The organism is Pseudomonas sp. PB105, from assembly GCF_009764655.1.
Lineage (GTDB): Bacteria > Pseudomonadota > Gammaproteobacteria > Pseudomonadales > Pseudomonadaceae > Aquipseudomonas > Aquipseudomonas cyclaminis.
In genome coordinates, this window is record NZ_RWIO01000026.1 from 39,467 (window position 1) to 64,820 (window position 25,354).

17 protein-coding genes are annotated in these 25,354 nt (G+C 62.7%); 6 read left to right on the forward strand and 11 right to left on the reverse strand.

The window, feature by feature from the left end:
* Window positions 1-30: 30 nt before the first annotated feature.
* Complete coding sequence (locus EJD88_RS03625) at window positions 31-12,918, reverse strand: non-ribosomal peptide synthetase (protein WP_158876860.1); 12,888 nt, start codon at window positions 12,916-12,918, stop codon at window positions 31-33.
* 54 nt (window positions 12,919-12,972) lie between these two features.
* Window positions 12,973-13,725: a thioesterase II family protein gene (locus EJD88_RS03630; RefSeq protein ID WP_099584160.1), complete on the reverse strand. Its 753-nt coding sequence runs from the start codon at window positions 13,723-13,725 to the stop codon at window positions 12,973-12,975.
* A 299-nt stretch (window positions 13,726-14,024) separates the two neighbouring features.
* Between EJD88_RS03630 and EJD88_RS03635 the strand changes: the two genes are divergently transcribed.
* On the forward strand, window positions 14,025-14,576 hold the full coding sequence (locus tag EJD88_RS03635; protein WP_034117025.1) for an RNA polymerase factor sigma-70: 552 nt from the start codon (window positions 14,025-14,027) through the stop codon (window positions 14,574-14,576).
* Between the two features lie 48 nt (window positions 14,577-14,624).
* Here the strand turns inward: EJD88_RS03635 and EJD88_RS03640 are convergent, their stop codons facing one another.
* The 3 genes from EJD88_RS03640 to EJD88_RS03650 form a co-directional block, all read right to left on the reverse strand.
* Window positions 14,625-15,638 (reverse strand): GNAT family N-acetyltransferase, encoded by a 1,014-nt coding sequence (locus tag EJD88_RS03640; protein WP_158876862.1) that lies wholly within the window; start codon window positions 15,636-15,638, stop codon window positions 14,625-14,627.
* Between the two features lie 67 nt (window positions 15,639-15,705).
* A complete protein-coding gene (locus tag EJD88_RS03645) occupies window positions 15,706-16,494 on the reverse strand; it encodes an ABC transporter substrate-binding protein (protein ID WP_099584158.1) in 789 nt (262 codons plus the stop codon).
* A 93-nt stretch (window positions 16,495-16,587) separates the two neighbouring features.
* A complete protein-coding gene (locus EJD88_RS03650; protein WP_158876864.1) occupies window positions 16,588-17,211 on the reverse strand; it encodes a TetR/AcrR family transcriptional regulator in 624 nt (207 codons plus the stop codon).
* 278 nt (window positions 17,212-17,489) lie between these two features.
* On the opposite strand from EJD88_RS03650, the gene EJD88_RS03655 reads away from it, so the two are divergent.
* Entirely contained in the window at window positions 17,490-18,032 is a 543-nt protein-coding gene (locus EJD88_RS03655; protein ID WP_099584156.1) for an exonuclease domain-containing protein, read from the forward strand.
* Between the two features lie 64 nt (window positions 18,033-18,096).
* The gene (locus EJD88_RS03660; RefSeq protein WP_010208796.1) at window positions 18,097-18,381 is read left to right on the forward strand and encodes a pyrimidine/purine nucleoside phosphorylase; all 285 of its coding nucleotides are present in this window, start codon (window positions 18,097-18,099) and stop codon (window positions 18,379-18,381) included.
* A gap of 65 nt (window positions 18,382-18,446) precedes the next feature.
* Here EJD88_RS03660 and EJD88_RS03665 read toward each other — a convergent pair whose 3' ends face one another.
* Window positions 18,447-19,253 carry an MOSC domain-containing protein gene (locus tag EJD88_RS03665; protein ID WP_099584155.1) on the reverse strand — a complete coding sequence of 269 codons (807 nt, stop codon included), beginning with the start codon at window positions 19,251-19,253 and terminating at the stop codon, window positions 18,447-18,449.
* Between the two features lie 40 nt (window positions 19,254-19,293).
* Window positions 19,294-20,229, reverse strand: a complete 936-nt coding sequence (locus EJD88_RS03670; RefSeq protein ID WP_032887940.1) for a chemotaxis protein CheV — start codon at window positions 20,227-20,229, stop codon at window positions 19,294-19,296.
* Between the two features lie 552 nt (window positions 20,230-20,781).
* On the opposite strand from EJD88_RS03670, the gene EJD88_RS03675 reads away from it, so the two are divergent.
* From EJD88_RS03675 to EJD88_RS03685, 3 genes are all read left to right on the forward strand, one after another.
* Complete coding sequence (locus EJD88_RS03675; RefSeq protein ID WP_178117245.1) at window positions 20,782-21,231, forward strand: hypothetical protein; 450 nt, start codon at window positions 20,782-20,784, stop codon at window positions 21,229-21,231.
* A gap of 355 nt (window positions 21,232-21,586) precedes the next feature.
* On the forward strand, window positions 21,587-22,480 hold the full coding sequence (locus tag EJD88_RS03680) for a sensor histidine kinase (protein ID WP_158877005.1): 894 nt from the start codon (window positions 21,587-21,589) through the stop codon (window positions 22,478-22,480).
* Window positions 22,477-23,136 (forward strand): response regulator transcription factor, encoded by a 660-nt coding sequence (locus tag EJD88_RS03685; protein WP_099584152.1) that lies wholly within the window; start codon window positions 22,477-22,479, stop codon window positions 23,134-23,136. Before EJD88_RS03680 ends, EJD88_RS03685 begins: the two co-directional genes overlap by 4 nt.
* On the opposite strand, the gene yegS is transcribed toward EJD88_RS03685, so the two are convergent.
* The 4 genes from yegS to EJD88_RS03705 form a co-directional block, all read right to left on the reverse strand.
* On the reverse strand, window positions 23,095-24,012 hold the full coding sequence (gene yegS, locus EJD88_RS03690) for a lipid kinase YegS (protein ID WP_158876866.1): 918 nt from the start codon (window positions 24,010-24,012) through the stop codon (window positions 23,095-23,097). The two genes, EJD88_RS03685 and yegS, sit on opposite strands and share 42 nt — an antisense overlap.
* Window positions 24,013-24,104: 92 nt before the next feature.
* Entirely contained in the window at window positions 24,105-24,650 is a 546-nt protein-coding gene (locus EJD88_RS03695) for a hypothetical protein (RefSeq protein WP_099584150.1), read from the reverse strand.
* Window positions 24,651-24,683: 33 nt separating this feature from the next.
* Entirely contained in the window at window positions 24,684-25,010 is a 327-nt protein-coding gene (locus tag EJD88_RS03700) for a hypothetical protein (RefSeq protein WP_099584149.1), read from the reverse strand.
* A gap of 24 nt (window positions 25,011-25,034) precedes the next feature.
* On the reverse strand, window positions 25,035-25,346 hold the full coding sequence (locus tag EJD88_RS03705) for a hypothetical protein (protein WP_099584148.1): 312 nt from the start codon (window positions 25,344-25,346) through the stop codon (window positions 25,035-25,037).
* Window positions 25,347-25,354 lie beyond the last annotated feature (8 nt).

Sequence of the window (25,354 nt, forward strand, 5' to 3'; positions counted from 1 at the left end):
CATTCAAGTGTGGGTGGGGGGCTGCGACGCTTAAAGCCCCTCCAACTCCGCCATCAAATCACTCAGCCGATCCACCTTCTCCGCGCTGATCTCATTGGCCGCCAACCCGTCGATGTACTCCGCCAATTGCGCCACTGTGCTGCACTCGAACATCGCCCGCAGCGGCACATCCCGCTGCAAGGTCTTCTGCACCCGCGAGGCAATCTGTGTGGCCAGCAATGAATGCCCGCCGAGTTCGAAGAAGTTGTCTTCGACGCCCACCCGCTCGACCTTGAGCACTTCGGCCCAGATTGCAGCCAAGGAGGTTTCCAGTTCGTTGCGCGGCGCCAGGTAGTCCTGGCTGTGCAACTGGCCGATTTCCAGTGCCGGCAGGGCTTTGCGGTCGAGTTTGCCGTTGGCGTTGAGCGGCAGGCGGTCAAGCCATAGCCAGTGCAACGGCACCATGTATTCCGGCAGCTCGGCGCGCAGGCGTTGCTTGATGCGGTCCAGGCGTTCGCTTGGGTTCAGCGCTTCATCGGCCGCCACCAGGTAACCCACCAGGTGCTTGCCGTTGACGCCCTCTTGCACGCCCACTGCGGCATCGCGCACTTCGGGTTGTTCGTGCAGGCGCGCTTCGATTTCACCCAGTTCGATGCGGTAGCCGCGAATCTTCACTTGATGGTCGATACGCCCAACATATTCCAGCACGCCATCGCTGCGCCGACGCGCCAAGTCGCCGGTGCGGTACAGGCGCTCGCCCGGCGCACCGAACGGGTTCGGCACAAACACGCCGGCCGTGCGCAACGGGTCGCTGACATAACCGCGACCCACACCCGTGCCAGCCACACACAACTCACCCACAGCACCTTGGGGCACCAACTCCAGCGCGCCATCCAGCAGGTACAGGCGGTTGTTGTCGGTCGGTGTGCCGATCGGCAGATAGGTGCCACGGGTCGACGCCAAATCGACGCGGAAGAACGCCACATCATCCGAGCATTCGGCCGGGCCATAAGCATTCACCAAACCGATCTGCGGGTAGCGCAGCAACCATTGGTGCGCCAGTTCCGGTGGCATGGCTTCACCGGTCGGCAGCATCCAGCGCAGGCCATCCAGGCTGATGCGGTCCTGGGCCAGCATGCCCTGGATCAGCGACGGCACGCTCTCCAGCACGGTGATGCCCTGCGCCTCAACGTGGGCCAGCAAGCCTTGGGGATCATGGGCGATGCTGTTCGGCACGATGTCCACCCGCGCGCCGAACAGCGGCGCGGCAAGAAATTGCCACACGGAAATATCGAAGCTCTGCGACGCAGTTTGCGCGATCACATCCGCCGGGCTCAGGTCCAGGTACGGCAGTTTGCTCAATTGGTTGTTGAGCATGCCGCGCTGTTCGACCATCACGCCTTTGGGCAGGCCGGTCGAGCCCGAGGTGTAGATCACGTAGGCGAGGTTGTCCGGGCCGCTGTAGATGCCTGGGTTTTCACCACGCGCCGGCACGTCTTCCCATACCAGCAATTGGCAGTCGACACCGTCAAGCAACTCGATGGCCTGCTCACGGCACGCCTCGGTGCACACCAGCAACGGCGTACGGCTCATGTCGATGATGCGGCTCAAGCGCTGGCTTGGCAAGCCTGGGTCCAGCGGCAGGTAACCGGCACCGGCCTTGAAGCTGCCGATGATCATGCCCAGCAGGTCGAGGTTACGCTCGGCCAACAGTGCCACCGGTTGATCCAGGCCGACGCCCGCCGCGATCAGCGCATGGCCGAGGCCATTACTGCGACGGTTGAGTTCATCGAACGTCCATTGCTGGTCCAGGCAACTGCCGGCGATCCGCTGCGGATGCTCGCCGACTTGCGCTTCGAACAGCTCGATATAGCTGCGGTCCAGCGGGTAGGCGTGCTCACTCTGGTTGCAGCCTTCTACCAGGAACTCGCGCTCCTGCTCGCCAATCAACGGCAGGTCGGCCATGTCGCCATGGAAGCCCTGCACCAGCGCCAACAGCAGGCGCTTGAACTCGCCGAGCATGCCTTGCACGGTGGTTTCGTCGAAGTAACGCTGGTCGTAAGACAGGTGCAAGCCCAGGTCATCACCGGGGTAGCACACCGCGGTCAGCGGAAAGTTTGTGTGGGTGCGACCGGAATCCGAAGTGGCATTCAGGCTTTGCGCACGGTCCAGCACAGAGGTTTCCACCGGGGCGTTTTCGAACACGAACAGGCTGTCGAACAGCGGCTGGCCCTTGGGCAGTTCGCTGTGTTCCTGGATCGTCACCAGCGGCAAATATTCGTACTCGCGCAGCTGCATATTGCTGTCGAGCAGGCCGCTCAACCATTGGCGCACGCTGCACGGTTGATCGTCTTGCGGCAGCTTCACCCGCAGCGCAATGCTGTTGATAAACAGGCCGACGGTGCGTTGCATCTCCGGCATTTGCACCGGGCGCCCGGCCACCGTAACGCCGAACAGCACGTCGCGGTCGCCGCTCAAGCGGCGCAGCACCAGGGCCCATGCCGCCTGGGCAAAGGTGTTGATAGTGAGCTGATGGGCCTGGGCCAGTTCCCGCAGTTGCGCGCCATCACGGGCATCCAGGCGGGTGTAGCAGTCGCCCACCACCATGCCGCCGCTGTGGCCGGCGTGTTCGCGCAGGAACGGCCGGTCGCTCGGGATCGGCGTGGTGCGCTCAAAGCCTTGCAAGTTCTGCTGCCACCACTGGCGTGCTTCATTCAGGTTCTGGCGTTGCAGCCAGGCGATGTAGTCGCGATAACGCGGCGGTGTGGCCAATTGCGCCTCAACGCCTTCGCCCAGGGCCATGTAGATCTCGAAGAAGTCATTCATCAGCAGCGAACGGCACCAGGCATCGATGAGGATGTGGTGGTTGCTCATCATGAACCAGTAGCGCGCTTCGCCGACGCGGATCAGGCGCAGGTGGAACGGCGCCTGGTTGAGCAGATCGAAGCCGGCTTCACGTTCGGCCTTGAGCAGCGCTTGCAGGCGCGGCTCTTGCTCAGCCTCGGGGTCCTGGCTCCAGTCGAGGTACTCAATCGGCGTGCTGCCGGGTTTGTGGATCACTTGCAGCATGTCTTCGCCGACGTTCCAGCAGAACGAGGCGCGCAAGGCTTCATGACGGGCGATCACCGCTTGCCAGGCCTGGGCAAAGCGCTCCGGGTCGAGGGCGCTGTTGATGCGGTAGCGGTCCTGCATGTAGTACAGGCCGGTGCCTGGTTCGAGCAAGGTGTGCAGCAACAGGCCCTCTTGCATCGGGGTCAGCGGGTACACGTCTTCGATGACGCTGGCCGGAACCGGCAAGCTGTCGAGTTGCGGCTGGGTCAGGTGCGCCAGGGGGAAATCGGACGGCGTAAGGCCGCCGGCATCGTCCCTGAGGCAATGCGCGATCACGCTGTGCAGCTCGGCCAGGTAGGCTTCGGCCAACTCGCGGACGGTATGTGCATCGTGGCGTTCGCGGCTGAAGGTCCAGCGCAGCACCAGTTCACCGCCATACACCTGGCTGTCGACGCTCAGGACGTTGGGCAGCGGCGCATCCGGGTCGTGGGCCAGGCCCGCCGACTCATCCAGCGGATGGAACAGCGCCTCGCTGCCGAAACTCTGGTCGAACTGCCCCAGGTAGTTGAAGGTGATGTCGGCGGTCGGCAGCGCGGCCATGGTCTGCTTGCACAGGTCGTCCGCCAGGTAGCGCAGCACGCCATAACCGAGGCCCTTGTGCGGCACGCCGCGCAGTTGTTCCTTGATGGCCTTGATCGAGTCGCCCTGTTCAGCCTGCGGCGTCAGGCGCAATGGGTAGGCACTGGTGAACCAGCCGACGCTGCGGGTCAGGTCGATCTCGTCGAACAGGGTTTCGCGGCCATGGCCCTCCAGTTGGATCAGCGCCGAGTCGTGCCCGCTCCAGCGGCACAACACGCGGGCCAAGGCGGTCAACAACAGGTCGTTGACCTGGGTGCGATATGCGCTTGGGGCTTGTTGCAGCAACTGACGGGTGTGTTCGGCATCCAGGCGCACGCTGACGGTTTCGGCATCGCGATTGCGTAACGAGCCCTGCGCACGGTCCACCGGCAACGCCACGGCCGGGCCCGCCAATTGGTCCTGCCACACATTCAATTCTTCGCGCAGGGATTCGCTGCTGGCATAGGCCTGCAAGCGTGCGGCCCAGTCACGTAGCGCGCTGGTCTTGGCCGGCAGGCTGACGGATCGGCCTTCGCTGAGTTGGCGATAGACGTTCTGCAGGTCTTCGAGCAACACCCGCCACGACACGCCATCCACCACCAAGTGATGGATCGCGATCAGCAAGCGTTGCTGGCCTTCGGGGCCATCCACCAGCAAGGCGCGCAGCAGCGGGCCGTGTTCCAGATCGAGGCTGCGCTGGGTATCGGTGAACAGCGCCGTGCACTGCGCCATATCGCGCACTTGCGCCTGCATCAGCACGCCGCCCTGGGGCACGGCCATATGCTCGGCATGCCATTGCGCATGGCGCCGGGTGAAGCTCAGGCGCAGCGCGTCGTGGTGCTCCAGCACCGCCAGCAGCGCTTGCTCCAGGCGATGAGGCTCCAGCAGTTGCAGCGGTTTGAGCACCAGCGCCTGGTTCCAGTGCTGACGCGCCGGGACGTCGGTGTCAAAGAACCAATGCTGGATCGGCGTGAGGCCCGAGCTGCCGGTGAGTACGCCCTGCTCCGCCGTGACCTGCTCGGAGCGCGTGGCGACGGCGGCCAGGGTTTGCACGGTCTGATGCTGGAACAGGTCGCGGGGGCTGAAATGAATCCCCGCCTGGCGCGCCCGGCTGACCACCTGGATCGACAGGATCGAGTCGCCACCCAGTTCAAAGAAATTATCGTCCAGACCGACTTGCTGCACGTTCAACACCGCGCACCAGATCGCGGCCAAGGTGCTCTCCAGTTCGTTGCGCGGGGCCACGTACTGTTGGCGATTGGCCTCGGGGTCCGGTTGCGGCAAGGCGCGGCGGTCGAGCTTGCCGTTGGCGGTCAGCGGCATGCTGTCGAGCACGATCAGGTGCGCCGGCACCATGTAGTCCGGCAATTGCGCCTTGAGGTGGGTCTTCAATGCCTCGCGCAATGGGCCGTGCTCTGCGTCGCTGACCAGGTACGCCACCAGCTGTTTGCCACTCGGCGAATCCAGCGCCAGCACCACTGCCTCGCGCACGGCTTCGTGTTCCAGCAGGCGGGTTTCGATCTCGCCCAGCTCGATGCGGAAACCACGGATTTTCACCTGATGGTCGATACGCCCCAGGTACTCCACCAGGCCATCGGCGCGTTGGCGCACCAGGTCGCCGGTGCGGTACAGGCGGCCGCCATTGGCGGCAAACGGATCGGCGACAAAACGCTCCGCCGTCATGCCCGGACGCTCGTGGTAACCCTGGGCCAGGCCCGCGCCGCCGACGAACAACTCACCGGTCGCACCTTGGGGCACCAACGCCAGATCGGCGTCGAGAATGTACGCCACGCGGTCGCCGATAATGCTGCCGATCGGCACGCTGCCGGCGCCCTCCTCCAACTGCTGCGGCGCCAGGCTGGCCAGCGGCATCACCACGGTTTCGGTCGGGCCATAGGCGTTGAAAAACACCTCGGGCTGGAAGGCTGCGCGAATGCGCTGCAAGTGTTCGCCGGTCAGGGCTTCGCCGCCAGTGATGCACATGCGTACCGGCAGGGTCTGGTGTTGAGTCGCCAGCCACTGCGCCAATTGGCTGCCGTAGCTCGGGGTAAAACCGAGAATATTGATGCCATGGGTGCGGATCAGCCCGCAGATTTCCTCCGCATCCCACTGGCCCTGAGCCCGCAAGACCACTTGCGCGCCGCTGAGCAACGGCACCAGCAAACGCTCGGTGGCGGCGTCGAAGTTGATCGAATAGAAATGCAGCTCGCAGTCATCCGGGCGCATGCCGAAACGCTCGATCACGGCCTGGCAATGCATGGCGATTTCGCCGTGGGACACCACCACGCCTTTCGGTTTGCCGGTGGAGCCGGAGGTGTAGATCAGGTACGCCTGGTGTTGCGCCAGGCTGATAAACGGCAGCTCATCGGCCGGGTAGTTCGCCAGCACGGGCGAGTCATCCTCCAGGCACCAGCACGCCACTGTGGCCGGCAGTTCACCGAGGGCTTCGAACATCGCCGCGTCGCTGAGCAGCAGGCCGATGCCGCTGTCTTCGATCATGTAGTGCAGGCGATCCAGCGGGTATTCCGGGTCCAACGGCACATAGGCGCCGCCGGCCTTGAGGATCGCCAGCAGGCCGACGACCATTTCCAGGGAGCGCGGCAGCGCCAGGCCGACCCGCACCTGCGGGCCGACGCCGCGTTCGCGCAGCATCCAGGCCAGGCGATTGGCACGGGCATTGAGTTCTGCGTAAGTGAGGGTCACGCCGGCAAAGGTCAGGGCCGGCGCATCCGCACGCTTGAGTGCCTGCTGGCTGAACAACTGGTGGATACACTGATCAAGACGGTGCTCACCGGCCTCGACGCCCAGGCTGTCCTGCAATGCGCGTTGTTCGGTGGCGGTCAGCAGCGGCAGTTCACTGAGGCGTTGTTGCGGGTCGCCAATCAACGCTTCCAGCAGGTTGCGCCAATGTTCAGCCATGCGCGCAATGCGCGGTTCGTCGAACAGATCCGTGCTGTACGTCAGGCAGCAACCCAGGCGATGGTCGAGGTCGGTGACTTCCAGGTTGAGGTCGAACTTGGTCGCACGGGCATCGTTGGCCAGGTATTCGACGGTCATGCCGGCCAGTTGGCGGCTCTGCTGAAATTCCCAGCGCTGCACGTTGCACATCACCTGGAACAGCGGGTTGTAGGCGGCACTGCGCGGTGGTTGCAGGGCTTCCACCAGATGGTCGAACGGCAGGTCCTGGTGGGACTGGCCCTCGATCACGGTGTGACGCACCTGCTCGAACAATTGGCCGACATTCATCTGCCCATTGAGCTGGCAGCGCAGCACCTGGGTGTTGAGGAACGCGCCGATCAGCCCTTCGCTTTCCGGGCGGATGCGGTTGGCCACGGGGGCGCCGATGCGCAGGTCGGTCTGGCCGCTGTAGCGGTAGAGCAACACGGCCAGGGTCGCGGTCATGGTCATGAACAGCGTGAGACCGCGTTCGGCATTGAAGGCGCGCACGCGGGCGGCCAGTTCGTCGCTCAGATCGAAGCGGTACAGCTCGCCCTGGTGGCTTTGCACTGGTGGCCGTGGACGGTCGCTCGGCAGCTCCAGCAGCGGATGTTCAGTGCCCAGTTGCGCGGTCCAGTAATCCAGTTGGCGTTGGCGCTCGCCGGATTCCAGCCACTGACGCTGCCACACGCTGTAGTCGAGGTATTGCACCGGCAACGGCGCCAGCGGCGACAGGCGCTCGTCGATAAAGGCTTCGTACAGCGCGCTGAGTTCACGGGCAAAGATGTCCATGGCCCAGCCTTCGGTGACGATGTGGTGCAAGGTCAGCACCAGGTAGTGTTCCTGCTCGCCGGCCTTGACCACACAGGCGCGCAGCAACGGCCCGGTTTCCAGGTTGAAGGGCGTGTGGGCCTCATGATCGGCCAGTTGCTGCAAGCGCTGCTGGCGCTCGGTTTCGTTCAGCGTGGAAATATCCTGCCAGTCCATGCGCAGGCCAGTCTGCGGCGCGACCTTCTGACAGGCCACACCGTCGACGCTCGGGAACGTGGTGCGCAGGGTTTCGTGGCGCATGATCAAGGCCTGCAACGCGGCTTCGAAACGCCCCACGTCCAGCACACCCCGCAGGCGCGCCATGCCGCCGACGTTGTAGGCCGGGCTGTCCGGTTCCATCTGCCAGAGGAACCACATGCGCTGCTGGGAATAGGACAACGGCACGGGCTGGCTGCGGTCGACCTGGGCAATCGCAGTTTGCTGGTTGCGCTGGCCCGATGCCTGGATCTGCTCGACTTGCTCGGCAAACGCGCCCAGTTCGCTGGCTTCAAACAAGGTGCGCAGCGGCAGTTCGACGTCACAGGCCTGGCGGGTACGGGAAATGATTTGCGTGGCCAGCAGCGAGTGGCCGCCAAGGGCGAAGAAGTCGTCGCGCAGGCCGATTGTTGGCAGGCCGAGCACTTCGCGCCAGATCGAGGCGATCTGCTGCTGCAGCACTGTTTCGGGTTCAATATGTTCGCGGGTTTGCCACACCGGCTCCGGCAATGCGCGGCGGTCCAGCTTGCCGCTGGGGCTCAGGGGCATGGCGTCCAGGCGCATCAGTTGCGCGGGCACCATGTACTCAGGCAGCTCGGCGGCCAGGGCGGCTTTCACGTCCTGTTCATCCAGTGCGGTGCTGGCGGTGTAGTAACCGATCAGCGTGGCGTTGCGCACCAGCACCACGGCCTGGGCGATACCGTCCAGGGCCAGCAGGCGTGCTTCGATTTCTTCCGGTTCCACACGGAAGCCGCGCAACTTGACCTGTTGATCGAGACGGCCGAGGTATTCGAGCACGCCGTCAGCGTTCCAGCGCACGCGGTCACCAGTGCGATACAGGCGTGCGCCGGCCTCGCCCAGCGGGTCGGCAATAAAACGTTCGGCGGTCAAACCGGCGCGCCCGAGGTAACCCCGCGCCAGGCCGATGCCACCGATGCACAGTTCGCCCGGCACACCGGCTGGCAACAGGTTGAGGTGATCGTCCAATACGCGGCAGATCACATTGCCCAGCGGTCGGCCAATGGGCGAGCGCTCGCCATCTTCTGCGCTGCAGTGCCAGTGGGTGACGTTGATCGCGGTTTCGGTCGGGCCATAGCGGTTGTGCAACTGCACCGCCGGCAACTGCGCCAATACGCGGTTGCGCAGTTCGGCGGGCAACGCCTCACCGCCAGAGAACAGGCGACGCAGGCTGGTGCATTCGGCCACCAACGGCTCGTCGATAAACAACTGCAAAAGCGGCGGCACAAAGTGCAGGGTGGTCACGCCGTGTTCCTGCACCAACTGCGCAATGCGGTGCGGGTCGCGATGCTCACCAGGACCGGCCAGCACCAGGCGGCAGCCGGTGATCAACGGCCAGAAGCATTCCCACACCGACACGTCAAAACTGATCGGTGCCTTTTGCATCAGCACGTCGGTGTCGTTGAGTTGGTAAGTGGCCTGCATCCACTGCAAGCGCTCGGCCAGCGCGCCATGGGTATTGCCCACGCCTTTGGGCTGGCCGGTGGAGCCGGAGGTGTAGATCACGTAGGCAAGGTTGTCGCCGTGCAGGTGCAGGCCCGGTGCCTGGGTCGGCCAGCGGTCCAGGTGCAGGCTGTCCATGGCGATGACGCACACGCCGTCGGCGCTCGGCAGTTGCTCCAGCAATGCGGTTTGGGTCAGCAGCAGTTGCACGCCGCTGTCCTTGAGCATGTAGGCCAGGCGCTCGGTAGGGTAATCCGGGTCCAGCGGCACGTAGGCGCCACCGGCCTTGATGATCGCCAACAGGCCAATCAGCAGTTGCGGCGAACGCTCGGCGGCGATGGCCACGCACACGTCCGGGCCGACGCCTTTGTCGCGCAGGTAATGGGCCAGGCGGTTGGCCTGGGTGTGCAGTTGGGCGAAGGTCAGGCTGCCGCCCTGCCAGACCAGCGCGGTGGTGTCCGAAGTCTGCTGGTTGAGCAGCTCGGGCAACCATTGCTCAGCGGGCGCGCACGGCGCCTGGCTCCACGGTTGCTGCTCGTCCGCCAGCAGCAACTGCAGGTCGCCGAGGGCTTGCTGGGGTTGCTCGCAGATGGCGTGCAACAGGTTGATGAAGTGTTCGGCAAGGCGCTGGATGGTGGCGCCTTCGAACAGCTCATCGGCGTAGTCGAACGCCAGGCTCAGGCGGCCGTTGCGGTCTTCTTCGGTATGCAGTTGCAGGTCGAACTTGGCTTCGCGGCTGTGCCACGGCAACTCATCGGCGAGCATGCCCGGCAGGCGGCGCAAAGCGCTGAGGTCGCGTTGCTGGTGGTTGAACATGACCTGGAACAGGCCCTGCTCGCGGGCCTGGGGGAAGGCTTCCAACAGCTGTTCGAAGGGCAGGTCCTGATGGGCCTGGGCGCCCAGGGCGGTTTCGCGGGTGGCGGCCAATAGCTGGGTGAACGGCAGGCGCCCGTCCAGCTCGGCACGCAGCACCAGGGTGTTGATAAAAAAGCCGATCAGGCCTTGGGTTTCCTGGCGCGGGCGGTTGGCGTTGGGCACGCCGATGCGGATATCGCGCTGGCCGCTGTAGCGATAGAGCAGGGTCTGGAACGCCGCCAGCAACAGCATGAAGGGCGTGGATTCATTGGCCTGGGCGGTCTGGCGAATCGCTTCGCTGAGGCCGGCGCTCAGGCGCACGCTATGGCGCGCAGCACTGTGCAGGTGGTGGGCGGAGCGTGGGTGGTCGGTGGCCAGGTTCAGGGTCGGATGCTCGTCCCCCAGTTGGTTTTTCCAATACGCCAGTTGACGCTGGCCTTCACCTTCGGCCAGCCATTGGCGCTGCCAGCTGCCGTAGTCAGCGTATTGCAGGGCGAGCGGCGGCAGCGCCAGGGATTGTCCCTGGGAAGCGGCGGCGTACAGGCGCGAGAACTCATCGATCAGGATGTTGAGCGACCAACCATCGGCAATGATGTGGTGCAGCGTCACCAGCAATTGGTGGTCTTCATCGTCCAGGCGCACCAGGGTCACCCACAGCAGCGGGCCTTTTTCCAGATCGAATTGCGTGCGCGCTTCGTCTTCGCGGATCTGCTGCGCACGGGCTTCGCGCTCGGCGGCGGGCAGGTCGCTGAGGTCGATGACTTGCAGGTCGAACGCTGCGTTGGCGTCAACGCGCTGGAAGGCTTGGCCATCACGTTCGTAGAAGCGGGTGCGCAGGGCTTCGTGGCGCTGGATCAGGTGCTGGAAACTCAGGCGCACCGCGTCTTCGTCCAGCTCGCCACGCAGGCGCAGGCCGCCAGGAATGGTGTAGGCGCTGCTCTGCGGGTCCAGTTGCCAGGTGATCCACAGGCGATTCTGGGCCAGGGACTGGGGCAATTCGTCCTGGCGTGACAAGGCATGAATGGCGCCTTGGGCGACGCCGCCGTCCTGTTGCAATTGCGCAACATGGGCAGCAAATGTCGACAGGGTCGGTGCCTCGAACAGCATGCGCAGGTTCAGCTCCAGGCCAAGGGTTTCACGCAGGCGTGCGACCACTTGGGTGGCGGTGATGGAGTTGCCGCCGAGCAGGAAAAAGTGATCGTCGGCAGCGACACTCGCGACCTGCAACTGCTCGCACCAGATCGCCGCGATCTGCTGTTGCAAACCGCCGTCCAGCGCCACATCCCCAGCCTGCCCTTGCAGATCGGGGAATTGCGCGTAGCTGTCGAGGCTGCCATCGGCGTGGCGCAGCGCACAGGCCGCACGTTGCACCTTGCCGCTGGAGGTCTTGGGCAACGCGCCGGGGTTGAGCAGCACCACCACGCTCGGCGCCTCTTGGTACGCCTCGGCCACGGCCTGGCGGATGGCTTTGATCAGCGCTTCGGGCGGCAGGATTTTCTGCACGCTGCGGCTGATTTCGGCGGCGATGCCGATGCCTTCCAGGCCCTGGTCATTCACCGCAAACGCCGCAACCCGGCCTTTGCGCACCACTTCCACTTCGCGCTCGATGGTTTGCTCGATGTCTTGCGGATAGAGGTTGTGACCGCGCACGATCAACAGGTCTTTGAGGCGGCCGGTGATGTACACCTCGCCAAAGCGGATAAAGCCCAGGTCGCCGGTACGCAGCCAGGTCCGCCCGGCGTGCTGGACGAAGGTCTTGGCGGTGGCTTCAGGATTGCGCCAGTAGCCGTGGGCGATGCTCGGACCGGTGGCCCAGAGTTCGCCGACGCTGCTGTCGGGCAATTCATCCAACGTGTGGGGATCAACGATCAGCACCGCGTGTTCCGGCTGGCTGGTGCCGCAACTCATGACCGCACTGCCCTGCCCCGGCTCTACGCGGTTGGCGGCCAGCGCCGTCTCGTCGACGCGCAGCGCCGGGATGCCATGACCCCGGGTGCCGCCAGCGACAAACAGCGTCGCCTCGGCCAGGCCGTAGGATGCAAAGAAATGGTCTGAGCTGAAACCACAGGCGGCGAATTTTTCGGCGAAGCGCTCCAGGGTGTCGAGACGGATCGGCTCGGAACCGGAATAGGCCACACGCCACTTGCTCAGGTCCAAGCGCTCCAGGGCGGACTCGCTGACGCGCTCACTGCACAGGCGGTAGGCGAAATCCGGACCGCCGCTGATGGTGCCGCCGTATTCGCTGATCGCTTCGAGCCAGCGCAATGGCCGGCCAAGGAAGTACGCCGGCGACATCAGCACGCACGGCACGCCGCTGAAGATCGGTTGCAGCAGGCCGCCGATCAGGCCCATGTCGTGGTACAGCGGCAGCCAGCTGACAATCACGTCGTCGGGGTTGAGGTCGATGCCAAAACCACGGCGGATCAGCACTTCGTTGGCCACCAGGTTGCCGTGGCTGACTTGCACGCCCTTGGGCAGCGCCGTGGAGCCGGAGGTGTATTGCAGGAAGGCGACGTCGTCGGGATGCAGCTCGGGGGCGACCCAATTGTCAGTGCCGTCCAAGGTGTCGACACTCAACACCGGCGGCGCATGTTCGATCTGCGCCAGGCCCTCGGCGAGGCTGGCGACGGTCAGCAGCAGGCACGGTTCGGCGTCGCTGATGATCGACAGCAAACGCTCCTGATGATGACGGCGGGTGGACTCCGGCGGGTAGGCCGGCACCGCGATCACCCCGGCGTACAGGCAGCCAAAGAACGCCGCGACGTAGTCCGGGCCGCTGGGAAACAACAGCACGGCGCGGTCGCCCAATTCAGCATTGGCCTGCAGGGCGCTGGCGATGGTGCGGGCGCGCTGATCGAGGTCGCGGTAACTGAGCACAACGCTGTGCTCGGCGGACTCGGCCAGGAAGCGCAGAGCCACCTGGTCCGGGGTCTGCGCGGCGCGACGTTGAAGGGACTGGACCAGGGTGCGGGGAAGTTCGAAGGCGTCCATCTTGGGGTTCCTGCCTGAAATCGGCTTACGGGAAATTCGGGAATTGAGTAGCTGTCAGCCGGCGACCAGTTGCCGCGTCACGCCATTGCGCCAGCGGGCCAGGTGTTCGTCGGCGTAGCGCCGCAGGCAGCGCAATACCGCGCTTTCGTGCTGCACGAGAAAGAAGTGGTGGCCGTCGAACATGTCGAGGGAAAAGCCGCTGGCGGCATCGAGTTGCCAGTCGAGCAATTGGTCGGCGCGCACGCTGTCCTGCTTGCCGCCGAACACATGGATCGGCATGGCCAGCGGCGTGCGTTCGCCATAGTTGAAGCTGCCGCACAGCAGGAAATCGGCACGCAGGATAGGCAGCATCAGTTGCATCAATTCGGGGTTGGCCAGGGCTGCTTCGGCGGTGCCCTGCAGTTCACGCAGGCGGGCGATCAGTTGCTCATCGGTCTTTTCGATGGCGTATTCGCTGACATCGCGGCGCGCCGGGCCGGCAGTGCCGGAGGCGAACAGCGCCAGCGGCGCAGGGACGTTGCGGGCGTTCAATGCGTGGGCCAGCTCAAAGGCGAGCAGGCCGCCAAGGCTGTGGCCGAACAACGCGTAGGGGCCACTCAAATCGTGGCTGATTTCATCCGCCAGTTGCGCAGCCAAGGCCTTGATATCGCGCTGCAAGGGCTCGTCCATGCGCATGCCGCGACCGGGCAATTCCAGCGGGCAAACCTGCAGCCACTCGGGCAACGCTCGGCGCCACCGTGCGTAGACCATGGCGCTGGCGCCTGAATAGGGCAGGCAGAACAGGCGCAGTCGGGTCGGCGTGCTCATCGCTCGAAGACTCCAAACTGAAACACGCTGTGTGCACGGTAAAAACCCATTTCGTCCTCCTGCGGGTGCTGATCCTTGGCCGCTTTGCTAACGGACCTGTCACCCAGAAGAACGGACGGCAACCGCAAATAATTAGTCGCCGGGGATGAGCGAGACGTGGTTCACACCGAACAAGAAAGCATAAGATTAGTTCGCCTTCTCATTTGACAATCATTATCATTCAGCCTAATTTGTTGCCCGATGTGTAGGAGGCCTCAGCAAGGACGCCCTCCCCCAACCTATTTATCAAGGTGATTTCCATGACGGAACAAGTATCCACAGGCAGGTGCGACTCACCACTTCTCCAGGCGTTCGTCGACAATCGATTGATTCTGGTGAAGATCGCAGCACGTATTACCGGCTGCCGCTCCCGCGCCGAAGATGTCGTGCAGGACGCCTACTTTCGCCTGCAATCGGCGCCGACGATCACCTCATCGTTCAAGGCCCAGCTGAGTTACCTGTTCCAGATCGTGCGCAACCTGGCCATCGATCACTACCGCAAGCAGGCCCTGGAACTCAAATACTCCGGGCCGGAAGAGGAAGGCTTGAATGTGGTTATTCACGGCGCTTCACCGGAAACCTCCCACATCAATTTCAACACCTTGGAAAACATCGCCGACGCGCTGACCGAGCTGCCCCAGCGCACCCGCTACGCGTTCGAGATGTACCGCTTGCACGGTGTGCCGCAAAAGGACATCGCCAAGGAACTGGGGGTGTCGCCAACGCTGGTCAACTTCATGATCCGCGATGCGCTGGTGCACTGCCGCAAGGTGTCGGGCAGCCATAGCGATACCTTCGCACGCCGGGTCTGAGGCAAAAAATGGGGAGCGGCCTGCCCGCTCCCGCCTGTGAACCTCGCCTCAGATCAACCCGCACCGCTCAAAAAACCGCTCCCGCCCCAGAATCATCAGCGCCGCGCGCTTGTGCGGGAAGTCGAACTCCTTCTCGCAGTGGAAACACTGGTTGTGCATATGGCCGATCATCTTCGCGTTATCGGCACGCGGTTCCGCCACCACGCGCTGGGTGCGCGGGTCATCCAGGAACAGGTAGTGCACCAGCGCCGACAGCCAGCTGGCGACCTTGTGCGGACCGCGATGATATTCCTCCCCCACCAGCATGTGGATGCCACGGTCGTAGTCGGCCGCATCGTAGAACGGTGCGATACGGTCTTCCTTGGCCCAGTAGGCTTCGAAATAGGCAAAGGGTTCATCGTCGAAACAGCCGATCAGCGTGAGGGTGTGCGGATCGGCGGCGAGCTTGTCGAGGTATTCCCGATGCTGCTCCAGGCTGCCGCTTTCCTGCCAGAAACTCGCCACGCGCGCGCTGTTCTGCCAGCGATTGAAGCGCGCCAGGTCCACATCGATTTCAACGGTGCGCAGGGAAATCCAGGCGCCGAGGCGTGCGTCGTAACGTCGGTAGACTTCACCTCGGGGTTTCGGTGCGCGGACCGGGTGGCGCTTGCCCGCACTGACAATCATCTGTTGCGGGTAGCTGCCACTGGACGATTGCCCCAACCACGGCTGGGGCAGTTGCCAGAACAGGGTGCGCTCGCAGCCGTATTGCCCGGCGGTCTCGGCGACCACCAGCAAACCAGTGCTCAAGGCCTCTTGCGGTGCATGTGCGAGGTGCCAGGTCAGGCGCTGCCGAGCGGGTTCCCTGGCAAACAACCAGTAGCAGGCGGCCCACAAGGCACGGGCGGAAGGCACATCGCCGGGGTTCTGCAAATGCACCTGCAATTCATCGCCACGCTCCAGGCGCAAACGCGCCAGCGGCTGGCCTTCCAGGGTCAGGCTCAGGTGGCTTTCGGTTTCATCAGCATTCAAGGCAGGCCCGGCCGGCAATGGCAGGACCGACAGGTCATTGAGATTGGACATGGGAGGGGCTCACGTAATCGTCGACAGATAAGGAAGTGACGTGAGCCGGAGGAAGAAATTTAGCCGATCAAGGTACCGCCATCACGTCGATGCGGTACGGCTCGAAAATCTTCAGCATCTGGCCGTTATCACGCAGGCGTTTGAGCATTTCGGCAAACGCGGGCCCCGTGATCGGCGCCTTCGGCCGTAGCAAGGCGTAATGGTGATAGACCTGATCGATACGCTCCGACACCAGGAACTGCGCGGCCATATCCGCATTGCGCACCATAAAGTCACTCAGGTACGAACGGGTGACCAAGGCAATGTCCGCTCGCCCACGCGCAACCATCAGCAGGTTGCTGTCATGGGAATAGGTCAAGGTGGCGTTGAAATGCTCGGCCATGTTCCTGGGGTCGGGATTGAAGCTGGCGAAGGCGTAGTGGTATCCGCTGAACACCGCCAGGCGTTTGCCCGCGAGGTCGGCGAAATAGTCCTGGCCGCGACCGGGCTCACGCTGGGCGATGAAAATCTCTGCGTCTTCCAGCCCCATGTCGATGCTGGTGTGGGGGATTTTCTGCCAGCCCCAGGCGGGGTTTTCGAAGATGGCCATGTCGATCCGGCCCTGCTCTAAATCGCGGAAACGCCTGGGAATCGAGGTGGGCACCAGCACAAACTGGTAGTCGGTTTGCAAGGCGTTCAAGGCCTCGACCAATTGCGGCAGCAACCCGGTGTCGGCGCCCTGCTCCGGGCGCACGGTGTAAGGCGGGAAATGCGCCGCGCCGACGCGCACCAATTGCGCAGCCGAGGCCGGCATCCACCACACGGCGCCCAGTGCCCATATTGTTAGTCCTGCAGCCAGCCGCCATGGCGAAAACATCAAGGCACACACCGTTCAACCGATTGATGGCGATAAGCTAGGCGTTTTTGTCTGGCGAGACAACTTTCCACCACCAAATTAATAGCTTGCGCCTCAGTCAGCTTTCAGAACCATCAGCAGGGCTTCTTCGGCCAACTGCTCCAGCGTCAGGTTGCCCTCGGCGCGAAACCAGGTGGTGGTCCAGGACAAGGCGCCGGTGAGAAAGCGCCGCGCGATAAACACATCACCCTTGATATAGCCTGCGGCCTTGGCCTCGCCCAGCACGTGCAGCCAGAGGTCTTCATACACGTCACGCAGCGCCAGGACCTGGGCCTGGCCGTCCTGCGACAACGAGCGCCATTCATACACCAGTACCGCCATGGCTTCGCCGCTGCCGCCCATGATCGACTGCAACTCGCAGCGAATCAGCGCCAGCACACGCTCGCGCACGTTCGTCGCGTGCTCCAGCGACGCCCGCATCATCGCCGTGTTGTAGTGGATGGTTTCTTCCATCACGGCCCGCAGGATCTCGTCCTTGCTCTTGAAGTGATGAAAGATGCTGCCGGACTGAATGCCCACCGCACTGGCCAGGTCACGCACGGTGGTGCGCTCGAAACCCTTGTTGCGAAACAGGTGCGCCGCGGTTTGCAGCAATTTGCCCCGGGCGCTGTCGGGATCGGTCAATTGGCCGCCTTCGACCATGGTGCGCATCACCCGCATGGCTTGGTGCTCATCCATGCTGCTCTCCTCTACTTCCACTGACGTCTTGGCCGGCAATTTAGGCCGTGTCCGCCAACCAAGCAAGCGCTTGGCCAAATCTTGCTCGAAGCGATGAACAGGGAACATTCACTCACGGTGGGCATTGACGAGATTGCAAAGGCTGGACAGGTGATTGACGGCAATCTCGGTGCGCAATCGCCAGGTTTTGCTGGAGATCGAATAGGCCCTGGGCGGAACTACAGGGCCGGGCTACGCTCTATCCCCATCAAGAAGGGACGAGTACGGGAACCTGCACAATGCCTCATTGGCTGATTATTGACCTTGAAGCCACAACGGATGAAGGCGGCTGGCCCGTGACGGAGATGGAAGTCATCGAGATCGGCGCGAGCCTGGTCAACCGCCAGGGCCGCGAACTGGACCACTTCCAGCGCTTTGTGCGGCCGTTGCGCCGCCCATTGCTGACGCCTTTTTGCCGTCAGTTGACCCACATCACCCAGGCAAATATCGACGCCGCCGCGCCCATCACCGAGGTGTGGCCGCTGTTCGAACGCTGGCTGGGCCAGCATCAATCGCGCCTGGAAGGCTGGGCCAGTTGGGGCGACTATGACCGTGCGCAGCTTGAACTTGAATGGCAGCGCAATAGCCTGGTCAGTGCACTCGCCAAGACGCCTCATGTGAACCTCAAGCAGCGCTTCGCCAAGGCCCGGCGCCTGGACAAGCCCCTGGGGCTCAACGGCGCGCTGCAATTGGCGGGCATGCAGTTCCATGGCCAGCAACATCGGGCACTGGAAGATGCACGCAATACCGCTCGCCTGCTGCCGTTGATTTTACCGGTCTAGGCAGCTCCCCCGCCCTTGGGCATACTGGCCGACCTTTCCAGACCCTTTTTCCGAGGATTCGCCCATGTTCAAAGTCAACGAGTACTTCGACGGCACCGTCAAGTCGATCGCTTTCGGCACTGCAGAAGGTCCGGCGACCATCGGCGTGATGGCTCCGGGTGAATATGAATTCGGCACCGCCCAGCGTGAAATCATGCACGTGGTTTCCGGCGCCCTGACCGTCAAACTGCCTGACGCCAGCGAGTGGGAAACCTTCGCCGCCGGCAGCCAGTTCAACGTTCCGGCCAACAGCAAGTTCCAGCTGAAGGTCGCCGTGGACACCGCTTACCTGTGCGAATACCGCGGCTAAGCCTTCGCCCGCTCAAAAAAATGCCCGTCTCCTGCGAGACGGGCATTTTTAATGGGCGCTGAAAACTATTCGAGAATGGTCACTGGCATGCCCACTTCCAGGCGGCCGTTGCCCTCATTGACCAGGTTCTGGCCGAACATCGCGCCGTCCTCCGTCTTGCGGTAGGTATCCAGTGTGGCGAAAGGCTCACGGTCGGCACTGCGCTCGCCGGTTTGCGGGTCGATGGTGGTGAGAATGCAGCGTGAGCAGCGTTTGACCGCACGAAACTCCACATCACCGATGCGCAGGCGCTTCCAGCCGTCCTCAGCGAAGGCTTCACCGCCTTCGATCACCAAGTTGGGACGAAAGCGCAGCATTTCCATGGGGCGGCCGATTTTTTGCGAGAGGTCGTCCAGCGACGCTTGCCCGATAACGAGCAACGGATAACCGTCGGCAAACGCCACCTGGTCGTCATCGCGACCGTAACCGGCCTCGGTCGTGCGGGCACGGTCCAGGGGCATCTGCACCAGCCGCGTCGGCTTGCCGATAAAGGCGCTGACCCAGGCAGCGGCTTCATCACCGGCGTCCGGCACGCGCAAGGTGTCGCGCCAGATGGTCACGCCGCGCAACTCGGCATCGCTGCCGGGCAGTGCCACGTCCAGCGGCGCATGGCCGGGCGAACTCAAGGTCAGGCCACCGCTGCGGCTCCACAGCGCCGAGAGCTGGCTCATCTTCGCCACTGCCCGCTGCGTAAGGAAACGCCCGCTGGCCTCATCCACCAGCATCCAGCGTCGATCCCCGTCCAACCCGAGTTTATCCAGGCCGATCTGCTGCAAGGTTTCGGCCTTGCCGGACTTCAAAGGGTAACGGTACAACGCACTGAGACGAAGCATGGGCCTGCATTCCTGAGGGGGCAAAGATGCAACCCTAAGGTCAAGCGGTGGCTTCGTCCAGCATCAGTCGCTGACGCACCACATCCACCAGTTTGTCGGGCTGGAATTTGGACAGGAAGTTGTCGCATCCGACCTTCTTCACCATCGAGTCGTTGAAGCTGCCCGACAGCGAGGTATGCAGCACCACGTACAGCTTGCGCAGACGCGGGTCGTTGCGGATCTCGGTGGTGAGGCGGTAGCCGTCCATCTCGGGCATTTCGGCGTCGGTGAAAATCATCAGCAGCTTGTCGGTCATCACGTGGCCGGCGTCGGCCCAGGCCTTGAGCATGTTCAGTGCCTTGAGGCCGTCGCTGGCGATGTGCATCTTCACGCCCAGTTGGCCCAGGGTGTCGCGCAATTGCGACAGGGCAACGTTGGAGTCGTCCACCAGCAACACTTCGCGGCCACGGGCTCGTTCCAGCACCGGGTCTTCGAGCTTTTCGCGGGAAACCTTGGCGTTGTAGGGCACGATCTCGGCAAGGACTTTTTCCACGTCGATGATTTCCACCAGTTGATCATCGACCTTGCTGATGGCGGTGAGGTAGTGCTGACGCCCGGCGCTGGTCGGCGGCGGCAGGATGGACTCCCAGTTCATGTTGACGATGCGGTCCACGCCGCCCACCAGGAACGCCTGCACCGAACGGTTGTATTCGGTGACGATGATGGTGCTGTTCGGGCCAGGCACCAGCGGGCGCATGCCGATGGCCTGGGACAGGTCGATCACCGGCAGGGTCTGGCCACGCAGGTTGACCACACCGCACACAAAGGGATGGCGCTGGGGCATCAGGGTCAACTTGGGCAGTTGCAGGACTTCCTGCACCTTGAACACGTTGATTGCGAACAGCTGCCGCCCGGCCAGGCGAAACATGAGGATCTCCAGGCGATTCTCACCCACCAGTTGCGTGCGTTGGTCTACCGTGTCGAGAATGCCGGCCATTAAAAGCTCCTGGTGTGCGCTGGAAAATGCGCGAAGGGATTGTGCAATTCATTACTGCTGTTATCGGCGGCGAAAGCCAGACCTTGACCCCCTTAAAATGCCACGCAAATTCATTGATGTCACACTGACATCATGCTCTACTGCACGCACGTCTCCAGACAGCGGTACTGCGGCATTGCACGACATTCAAATCGGTGCAAGGTTCCGCCATGTAAGGGATTCCCCTATACACAATCAGGCCCAACCTGATATTCGCAATATCTAATAGCCATTAATGTGACGCCATTCTCATTGCATGAATGGAGTCAGGCTTTTGTTTGTCATCGCAAGCCCTCGGCCCACGGGTCTTCTGGACGCTCACGTCGCGGCAACTGATGGTGTGCAATTGAGCCTGCTCACAAGGGCCACGCGCAGCCGTCGCCGTCATTCAAACAAACGTCCTACTGAACAATCAGAAGCAACCTACATACTCCAGTTATCTTTCAGCAGTAGTTTTACGCCATTCACCCTGTGCGACCTCTCATCACCCAACCTTATGTTGCGGAGATTTGCATGATGAACGACGGTAACGAGTGGCAATTTGCACTTCCAGAGTTCCGGTCCGAGGCTGAAAAGCTGCTGGCCAAGTCGGAGGAGTGCCTGAGTCACCTGCATTTGATTCGCAACGACAACGACGCCATCGACTGCATGAAAGTCAGCCTGACCAAGCTCGCCGAAAAGGCCGATTGCCTGGCCCTGGGGGCGATCAGCGAATTTTCGCGGCATATCCAATACCTGATCGCCAACGCCGAAAACCCTCTGCAGCTGCACGATGAGGCCCTCAATGCCTTGGAGGATTGCCTGAGACTGCTGGCCTGGCAGCTGGAGTTGATCGATGCGAAGACAGGCCTGTTGGCACTGGATGAAGCGGAACAAACCACATTGATCGCCACGGTCACACTGCAGATTCCACAAAAGGACTTCAGATATAAACCGCAGCAGCGTATTCACCACGCTTCTTGAGGGGTTATCCAGTCGGATTCAGCGCTAAGTTGTCTAAAAACGACAGATTTAATTAACGCGCTGAAATTGAATGCCCCCTGCATGGATATCAATTAGCCATTAAGGCTACAGGCCTTTTAAAACAATAAACCTCACTTCATTAACTCTGGGATTAGCGTCCCGGGGTGTTTGCGCGTCTAAATAAGCCCGCCAGACAGGCACCTGGCGACCAACGGTAAGAGTAGTGGTACTATCACCCCGCTCGAAGTGGCTGAACTTTTGCCACTTTGAAAACGATTCAATCACGTATTCCAAACAGCGTCCGGTCAGCGTCGACCGGTCTTCCCGCAGCGAACCTTCATTGGCTACATCCGCTATGCATGCCAGCCTCAAGACATTCATTGCAAGGTCCGCGTCCCGCAGCAATGCACGCCGTTTGATCCTCACCCTCTGCCTTGGCTCGCTGCTGCTGAGCCTGTGGGCTTATTCCCACTCGGCACCGTTGCCGCTGATGATCCTGCTGTTCAACCTGGCCACCGTGTTGGTGGTGGGCGTGCAACAGTGGTACTCGCGCAAATCCATCAAGTTCCAGCCCCAGGAATTGGCCGATCGCCTGCTGCAAGTGCAGGAAAACGAACGCCACCGCCTCAGCCGCGAATTGCATGACGATATCGGTCAACTGTTGACCGCCGCCAAGCTGCAAAGCGAATGGCTCAAACGCCGCCTGCCGGATGAGCTGCAAACCCAGTGCAACGTCCTGTGCAACACCTTGAACGAGACCCTGGCCAAGGTGCGCGACGTGTCCGCCATCCTCAACCCTCGCCAGCTCGCCAGCCTGGGCCTGGAAGCCAGCCTGCGCGCGCACCTGCTCAAGACCCTGGAAAACACCTCGGTGCATTGGAGCCTGGAATGCCAGCAACGGCTGACCGGCATCCCGGAAGAAATGGCCGTGGCGGCTTTTCGCATCACCCAGGAAGCGGTCACCAACATGCTGCGCCACGCCCAGGCGCGCAACCTGCTGGTACGCCTGCAACGCCTGCCCGAGGGACTGTCGCTGACCATCTGCGATGACGGTCAGGGCTTTTCGCCCGCCATCAATCCCAGCCTGGAAGGCCAGCGAGGCATGGCGGGCATGTCCGAGCGGATCGATCAGCTTGGCGGTTCATTATCCGTGAGCAGCCAGCCAGGCAACGGAACACGCATCGACGCGCTCTTCCCCTGGGCGCCCCGCGCCCTCGAACGGGCCAGCGCCCCTAAGGTTATCGAGTGAGCTGCACATTACTGCTGGTGGACGACCATGCCCTGATCCGGGCCGGCGTACGTGCACTGATCCAGGATATTCCCGGCTACACCGTAACGGGCGAAGCCAGCGATGGCGCGCAGTTGCTGGAGCAATTCAATACGCTGCTGCCGGACATCGTGCTGCTGGACCTGTCGATGAAGCACACCGGCGGCCTGGACGCCTTGCAGCAACTCAAGCGTGCGCACCCCAAGAGCAAGGTGCTGATCCTGTCGATGCACACCGACCCGGAGCTGATCATGTGCGCGCTGGAGGCCGGCGCCCACGGCTATCTGCTCAAGGACACCACCGCCAATGAGCTGGAACACGCGCTGCAAGCCCTGCGCAACAACGAGCGCTACCTGAGCCCGGCGATCGCCCACACGGTGATCAATCAGGCGCTGGTGCGCAGCCAGGGGTCAGTCACACCCGCTGGTCACAGCCATAACCTCACGGCTCGCCAACTGGAAATCCTGCGTCTGATCGTGCGCGGCAAATCCACCCGCGAGATCGCCCACGGCCTGGGCCTGAGCATCAAGACCGTGGAAGCGCACCGGTCGCAGATCATGAAGCGCCTGCAGATATTCGACGTGGCGGGGCTCGTATTATTTGCCGTGCGCGAGCAGATCATCAGCCTGGACGACTAGGGGCGAACCCACCGGTAAATGCACGCGAAGCGCCTTGGGCAGCGCTTCGAAACGCAGGTCGTCCCCTTCCAGCGGCTCGCCATCAAGGTTGATGTACAAGCCCTGCGCCACCTTGATGTTGACCCACGGCAGGCGCGCCCGCACGAACATATTGTCGAGCCCGCCGTCGCTCATCAGATTGAGCAGCGTGCCGACCACTTCCTGGGGCGCCGGCAGAATGCTGACGTCGAGCAAGCCGTCATCGGCCAATGCGCCAGGGCACAGCACATGCCCCCCGCCCGCCTGGCGACCGTTGCCGATGCCCAGCGCCAGCAGCTCGCCCTTCCAGTGGAAGTCCGGGCCTTCCAGCTCGCCATAGGCGGCCTTCAACTCGCTGAAGCGCGTCAGGCCGGTGAACAGATAAGCCGCGCCGCCGAGGACTTTCTTCAGGTCTTCGGAGGTATTGGCCGTGACCTGGCTGCCGAAGCCGCCAGTGGCCATGTTCAGGAAAATCTGCCCGCCGACACGGCCCAAGTCGATTGCCCTGGGCGGCACCTCCAGCAACGCCAGGGCCTGGGCCGGCTCCAACGGCACGCCGGCGGCTTTGGCAAAATCATTGGCGGTGCCCAGTGGCATCAGCACCAGGCTGGCGTCGCTCTTGGCCTGGGCCATGGCTTCGGCCACGTCACGCAAGGTGCCGTCGCCGCCGCCGGCAATGATATGGGTATACCCAACGTCCAGGGCCTCCTTGACCAGCCGTTGAGCGTCACCGCCCTCCCACGTCACCCGCACCGCCAACTCCCAACCCTGCTCGCGCCGGGCCAGCACCGCCGCGCGCACGTCCTCGTTGAGGGCTTGCTTGCCGTGGAGGATCAACAATGCCTTGGGGGTGGTCATGGGGGGCGTACTCCTGGGTTCAATGGTGCTTGAAGGATGTTGACCTTTGAGGAGTAGGAAAAAGTCATTCAGGCCGAAAAATAATTGGCCTGTTAGAAATTATCCATCGCGTTGCACATCGACACCTTGCCCCTGGGCGCAGGCTCCACCGCAACCCATTGCTTAGCGCCCGCCGGCAGTTCGTGCAGCTGGAACGAACAGCTTGCATAGATGGACGCCTGCACCATGTAGTCCATCCCCGGCCGAGGCACGAAGGTCATTGTGCTGGAGCATTGCCGGGAATACTGCAATTTCCCCAGGTAATGAAACGCGATCGGCGTGTTCGCCGGCACCACCAGCTCGGACGACACGGCAGCGTCCCACGAGTAAATCGGCCCTGGCATGCCCAGGCTTTCGCCGTTGTGATCGGGGAAGCCCGCCTTCGTCGACGCCATCACCCCGGCGCCCGGCACATTCCAATCCAGGCAATCACGCCCCGGTACTGCGCGCACCAGACCGTCGGTGATCAACCGCACGCGAGCGGTTTCGCCGGACGTCGGGGCGACGTAGCCGGTGGACAGCGAGCGGATATTCGCCACCTGGCCGCAGCCCGTCAGCAGCACCAGCAACACCACGGGAACCCCACGTAAAACATTCATTGGCAATCAACTCGCAAAGGAAAAAAGAGCCGCTTACGGCTGTCGGCAATTCTGGTTGACCGACAGCTGCGGCGCCGGCTCGTACTTCACCATCTGCAAGCCATCGGCGCCCTGGAAGATGAAGTACTTGATACGGCAGTCCTTGAACATCGGCGAGTAACCCTCAGCCCGAAAGCCTTCGCCCTCGACCCGCTTGGTCACGGCGTTGTTGCGGCTGACCACCGCGAGCACCTGGGCATAGCTCTGGCCCATTTTCACCCCCGGCTCGCCGGTGACCGTCATCGACGAGGCACAACCGCCCAACCCTGCCGCCACCAATGCCAGCGCGACGCCGTACAGTCCATTGCGTAGCTCGTTCATTCCCTGCTTCCTTTCAGTAATGGATTACCGGCGGCCTTCGCACACCGGTGATTCGCCGATACGGCCTTCCTTGCACAAGTCAATGTTGTCCGTACGCTTGAAACCGGCGTCTTTCATGCAATAAAACCGTTTGAGTACCTGATCAATCGGCGTCTTGTCCCCCGTCCCTGTCAGGTTGGTATAGCCGCAAGCGGTCATAGCGCTCTTGACGCCTGCTTGCGAGACGCCGCTTTTTTTCCAATTGGTGAATTCCGGCGGCGGTGGTTGAAAGCCCCTCCCCGTGCAGCCGATCAATAACACCGCGTAAACACTCAGCAGCAGGCTCTTCCTGAACATTGTGCTCT

Coding starts and splice junctions, on each gene's coding strand:
- EJD88_RS03625 (WP_158876860.1), bottom strand. CDS start 12,918: ATGGACGCCTTCGAACTTCCCCGCACCCTGGTCCAGTCCCTTCAACGT.
- EJD88_RS03630 (WP_099584160.1), bottom strand. CDS start 13,725: ATGAGCACGCCGACCCGACTGCGCCTGTTCTGCCTGCCCTATTCAGGC.
- EJD88_RS03635 (WP_034117025.1), top strand. CDS start 14,025: ATGACGGAACAAGTATCCACAGGCAGGTGCGACTCACCACTTCTCCAG.
- EJD88_RS03640 (WP_158876862.1), bottom strand. CDS start 15,638: ATGTCCAATCTCAATGACCTGTCGGTCCTGCCATTGCCGGCCGGGCCT.
- EJD88_RS03645 (WP_099584158.1), bottom strand. CDS start 16,494: ATGTTTTCGCCATGGCGGCTGGCTGCAGGACTAACAATATGGGCACTG.
- EJD88_RS03650 (WP_158876864.1), bottom strand. CDS start 17,211: ATGGATGAGCACCAAGCCATGCGGGTGATGCGCACCATGGTCGAAGGC.
- EJD88_RS03655 (WP_099584156.1), top strand. CDS start 17,490: ATGCCTCATTGGCTGATTATTGACCTTGAAGCCACAACGGATGAAGGC.
- EJD88_RS03660 (WP_010208796.1), top strand. CDS start 18,097: ATGTTCAAAGTCAACGAGTACTTCGACGGCACCGTCAAGTCGATCGCT.
- EJD88_RS03665 (WP_099584155.1), bottom strand. CDS start 19,253: ATGCTTCGTCTCAGTGCGTTGTACCGTTACCCTTTGAAGTCCGGCAAG.
- EJD88_RS03670 (WP_032887940.1), bottom strand. CDS start 20,229: ATGGCCGGCATTCTCGACACGGTAGACCAACGCACGCAACTGGTGGGT.
- EJD88_RS03675 (WP_178117245.1), top strand. CDS start 20,782: ATGATGAACGACGGTAACGAGTGGCAATTTGCACTTCCAGAGTTCCGG.
- EJD88_RS03680 (WP_158877005.1), top strand. CDS start 21,587: ATGCATGCCAGCCTCAAGACATTCATTGCAAGGTCCGCGTCCCGCAGC.
- yegS (WP_158876866.1), bottom strand. CDS start 24,012: ATGACCACCCCCAAGGCATTGTTGATCCTCCACGGCAAGCAAGCCCTC.
- EJD88_RS03695 (WP_099584150.1), bottom strand. CDS start 24,650: ATGAATGTTTTACGTGGGGTTCCCGTGGTGTTGCTGGTGCTGCTGACG.
- EJD88_RS03700 (WP_099584149.1), bottom strand. CDS start 25,010: ATGAACGAGCTACGCAATGGACTGTACGGCGTCGCGCTGGCATTGGTG.
- EJD88_RS03705 (WP_099584148.1), bottom strand. CDS start 25,346: ATGTTCAGGAAGAGCCTGCTGCTGAGTGTTTACGCGGTGTTATTGATC.